The organism is Solirubrobacter phytolaccae (assembly GCF_027587195.1).
In the GTDB taxonomy this organism is placed as follows: Bacteria; Actinomycetota; Thermoleophilia; order Solirubrobacterales; family Solirubrobacteraceae; genus Solirubrobacter; species Solirubrobacter phytolaccae.
This window is the reverse complement of sequence record NZ_JAPDDP010000143.1, coordinates 1-4426: the sequence shown is the minus strand read 5'-3', so window position 1 is coordinate 4426 and position 4426 is coordinate 1. Positions and strand designations below refer to the sequence as shown.

Annotated in this window: 3 protein-coding genes; 1 reads left to right on the top strand and 2 read right to left on the bottom strand. The window is 71.6% G+C overall.

Features of this window, described 5'->3' with window-relative positions:
- The first annotated feature begins 20 nt into the window (after positions 1-20).
- A complete protein-coding gene (locus OJ997_RS35930; RefSeq protein ID WP_270030281.1) occupies positions 21-2495 on the top strand; it encodes an AAA family ATPase in 2475 nt (824 codons plus the stop codon).
- Here OJ997_RS35930 and OJ997_RS35925 read toward each other — a convergent pair.
- Entirely contained in the window at positions 2492-3313 is an 822-nt protein-coding gene (locus tag OJ997_RS35925) for an aspartate carbamoyltransferase (protein WP_270030280.1), read from the bottom strand. The two genes, OJ997_RS35930 and OJ997_RS35925, sit on opposite strands and share 4 nt — an antisense overlap.
- A gap of 2 nt (positions 3314-3315) precedes the next feature.
- Positions 3316-4407 carry a D-alanine--D-alanine ligase family protein gene (locus tag OJ997_RS35920; protein ID WP_270030279.1) on the bottom strand — a complete coding sequence of 364 codons (1092 nt, stop codon included), beginning with the start codon at positions 4405-4407 and terminating at the stop codon, positions 3316-3318.
- Positions 4408-4426 lie beyond the last annotated feature (19 nt).

The window sequence follows — 4426 nt, the reverse complement described above, 5'->3', positions numbered from 1 at the left end:
GATAACTAGGAATTATCGCCGTGCAGGCGCTTGCAGGCGTCCTCGGCCACCACGAGATCATCGGCTCGATCGCGCGGACCATCGACGAGGGCACCGAGATCAACGTCCTCCAGGGGCCGCCCGGTGTCGGCAAGTCCTGGTTGGCGAACGGCCTCGGGGCGCTGTGGGAAGAGGGCGGCGGCCGGGCGATCGTGGCCCAGGGCGATCAGCTGCAGAGCGACGCGCCGTACTACCCGCTGAGCCTCGCGCTGGCGGCGCTCGGACGTGCGTGGTCGGCCGTCGGCAAGGACCTGGCGCAGGTCACGAAGGCCGGTGAGCGGATGGCCGGCACGGCCGGCGTGGTCACGGGCACGGCGCAGGCGCTGAGTCGTCTGCGCCCTGCTCGGCAGCGGGCGAGGAAGCGCTATCTCAACGATGTCGAGCAGGGGATTCTGTTCGAGCTCGCCCGCCTGGCCCGCAAGCGGCCGCTGCTGCTGATCGCTGACAACCTGCACTGGTGGGACACGCGGTCGTTGGAGTTCCTCGGACGGCTGCGGGAACCCGCCATGAGCGACGCGTTCCCGTTCCTGACCAACCTGCGCGTGCTGGCTGTGCAGACGATCGAGCCCTACCAGCAGACCGCCCATCCGTTGGCGCGGGACGCGTTGCTCGCGCGTGGCCGAACCCAGTGGCACGACGTCAAGCGGGTCCCACGGACGGCGTTCCCGGCGGTGTTCGAGGCGCTCGGTGCCCCGGCGGGCACGCCGGCAGCGACCGCCGACCGGGTGTACGACCTCACCGGCGGCCACCTCGCGTTGGCCGCGCGCTGCGCGCAGCGGGTTCGCGACGACGGCGGCGCCGACCTCCTCGCCGCGGCGACCGGCGACGAGTTCGTGCGGCGGCTGCTCACCGACCGGATCAGCTCGCTTGGATCGGTCGGCACCGCCACACTCGCGATCCTCCAGATCGCCGCCGTGCTGGGGCTCCGGTTTCGCCGGACCGAGGTCATCTGCGCGTTCGAGGGCGAGGCGGCCGAGGCGGCGCGGCTCCTGCGCACGTGTCGGGACGAGGACATCCTCGACCTGTCGGAGGACATGGGCCAGTTCGCGCACGACGTGTTCCGCCAGCACTTCCTGACCGCCGGGGGGCGTGAGACGACAGGGATTCACGAGAGCGTCTCGCAGTGCCTGCGGCTGCTGCGCCCGGGGGCGTACGAGCTGCGCTGCGCCCATGCTCAGCGGGCGGAGCAGAATCGCGAGGCGGCGGCGTTCGGCGTGCAGGCGGCGCTCGAGCTCCAGCGTGAGGGGCGCCCGTGGCGGGAGATCGCGCCGCATGTCCTGAGCGCGATCGAGACGTGCGACATGGTCGGCGTCGTCGAGCTGTTCTCGACCGCGCTCACGCAGTTCCACCAGACGGATTTCGCCGGCTGCAACGCCACGCTCGACCGGCTCCCGCACTCGCTCCCGCGGCGGTTGAACGCGGAGGCGGACTACCTGCGCGCGACCTGCCTTGCAGACACGCGGAGCACCGTCGACCGCGAGGAGGCGGTCGCGCTGCTGGAGCAGTGGGCCGGCTACGAGGCGGAGGAGCCCGAACTCGGCGTGCGGATGATGCACGCGCGCCTGTTCGCGTTGAGCCTGCGGGTCGACAAGGCGCCGGGGCGGGCGCTCGAAGGCCAGATCCGCCAGGCGCTCCTGCAGCGAGGGGACTTCGACCAGGCCGCACACGACGCGATGTACACGCTGGACCGGTGCGCCGGCGCCCTGTACGAGCCCGACGTCGCCCTGATCCGCACGCGCGAGGCGGCGCAGCACTTCGGGCCCTCGGAGGCCGACTCGCTCGTGCGTCGGCCCGGGGAGTACTTCCGCTGTCTCGTGAACCTGGGCGCCATGCTCGTGCTCAGCGCACGCTACGACGAAGCGCGCGAGGTGCACGCGCGCATGGACGCCCTCGTCGCCGACTACGCGCCGGGCGCGTTCCCGCGGCTGGACTGGTCACGGTCGAACGTCGTGCTGGCGGACTACCGCGCCGACGCGATCGACGCCGCCGAGGCGGTCCGGCGTCAGCGCCAGGTGGTGACGGACCACCGGGTTCCCGCCGACCCGTTCTACGTGGAGAACGCGCTCGCGGTCTACCTCACGCTGGCCGGTGAAGGCGCCGAGGCGCTGACGATCCTCGATCGCCTGCTCGAGCAACTCGACCGGATGGAGCGCCCCGAGGCGAGCACGCGTTACCTGATCGCCGCCAACCGCAGCGCGACGCGGTACGTGCTGGGTGAGCACGAGACGGCGGCCACGGAATGGGCGGAGCTGTCCGACCTCGTCGCCCAGATCCCTTACACGATCGGCAAGTACCAGGTCGCCCGTCACGAGCTGCTCGAGCCGATCCTGCGGAGTGGGCTGGCGATGACGGCGCTCGAGCTTGACGAGTGCCTGCTCGGCACGGCTCGTTTCGGGCCGCTCTGGGATCAGCTCGGCCGGGCGTTCCGCCTGCCGGAGGTGGAGTGGTGGCACTAGTTGCGCCGCACGAGCCAGCGGAGCACGGCGCATCGAACCGGCATCCCGAGCTCCACCTGCACCGCGACCAGGGAACGCCCGGTGGGCATGAGGTCGTCCGGCAGCTCCGGGCCGCGTGGCAGCGCGTGCATGAGCCGCGCGTCTGACACACGGATCGCCTCGACCGCCCACTCCGGCAGGGCGGGACCTGGCGGAGCGGCGTTGAGCCCCGGCACGGTGTAGTCCGTCGCGCTCAGCGACTGGATGTAGAGCACGTCCGCCGCCTCGAGCATCCCGCGCTGCGGACGTGCGGTCACGTCGCACTCCGACAAGACGACGCCGAGCATCGCGGCGAGCGCGCGGAACGACCGTGCTGAGCGCAGCATCGGGCCGAGGAAGACGACGCGCCGGCCGGCCAGGTCGCCGTCGAACGCCCGCTTGAGCGTGTAGGCGTCGATCAGCGCCTGCGTCGGATGGGACGCTCCGCCCGCTCCCGCGTTGATGACGTGGCAGCGGCCGTGCCTCGCGAGGTCGTGGGCGAACGTCGCCTTCCCGTGACGGACCGCCACCACGTCCGCCGTCCCGGCCAGGACCAGCCGCTGGTCCGCATCGGGTTCGAGCCGGAGCCGGTCCGCGTTGCCCATGTCGAGCACGCTCGCGCCCTGGCGCGCCGCGGCGCTCATGAACCCCAGCCGGGTCCGGGTGCTCTCCTGGAAGAACGCGGCGAGGAACGTCAGGCCGGCGAGCGCCTGCGGTTGCGGGCCGGCGTCCGCGAGGGCGAACAGCTCCTCGACGTCGGCGGAGGACAGGTCCGGGGTGTCGATCAGGTGCCGAGGCACGACTAGCTGCGCAGAACGCCCTTGGCGCCCAGCGTCGCCGCGACGACCGTCCGCAAGAACGCCGGATGGTCGAACCCGAGCTCGGCCAGCGACAGGTAGGCCGCGCCGAAGTCCTCGACCCCGGGGTCGATCGCGATGTCGAACACCCAAAGCCGCTCCTGGTCATCGACGCGGAAGTCGATCCGGGCCAGCCCGTACAGCCCGAAGGCGTCGACCACGGCCACGGCTCGCGCCGCGAGGCGCTCCACGAGGTCCGGCGGGCCGTCGAAGACCTGATGCTGCAGCGTCACGCTGTCCTCGATCGTCACGAACGTCTCCCCTCGCGCGCCGACCGGCTCCACCGGCGGCGTCACGATCGGCTCGGGGCACGCCCACACCGGGACGTAAACCTCCCGCCCGACGATGAACTCCTGGACGGTGACGGCCTGGCCGATGCGCTCCGCGACGGCCGTCACGCGGTCCTCGAGCGTGTCGTCGACCACGAACACCGACTCCTCCGTCACCCCGACGGACCACGCCTCGTAGGTGGACTTCGCGATCACGCGCGCCCCAGGCTCTGGAGCGCTCCCGACCCATCCGTGCGGCGGCCGGTAGTGCCAGGTGCGTGGGACGCGGACGCCCAGACCGTCCAGCACGAGCGAGGAATGGAACTTGTGGACCGTGACGGCGCAGGCGTGCGCGTCGGAGTTCACGCACGTGATCCCGTACGCGTCCGCGACCAACGGCACGAGCGCCTTGCGCCCCGGCATGAAACCGTCCGTCCCGACGCCCCAGCCGATGCCGTTGAAGGCCACCTTCATCCGCTGCGGAAGCCGCTGCAGCCGCCCGTCGGCCAGAGCGCTGATCCACGCCCGCTCGCCGCTGAAGAGCTCCGCATAGGCCCCCACCGACCGGAACGCGTCGAGCTTGGTCTGCAGCTGCTGGTCGGACAGGCAGCGCTGCGCGAAGTACGTGCGCCATAGGCCAGGACGCTCGCGTTCACGCTCCGGACGGTCGTAGACGAGGAAGAAGGCCAGCTCGTCGGCCTGCTCGACGAGCGCGCGCTCCAGGGCCTGGAGGCGCCGGCAGTCGGCGGGCGACGCAAGGACCGACACGCGATAATTCCTAGTTATC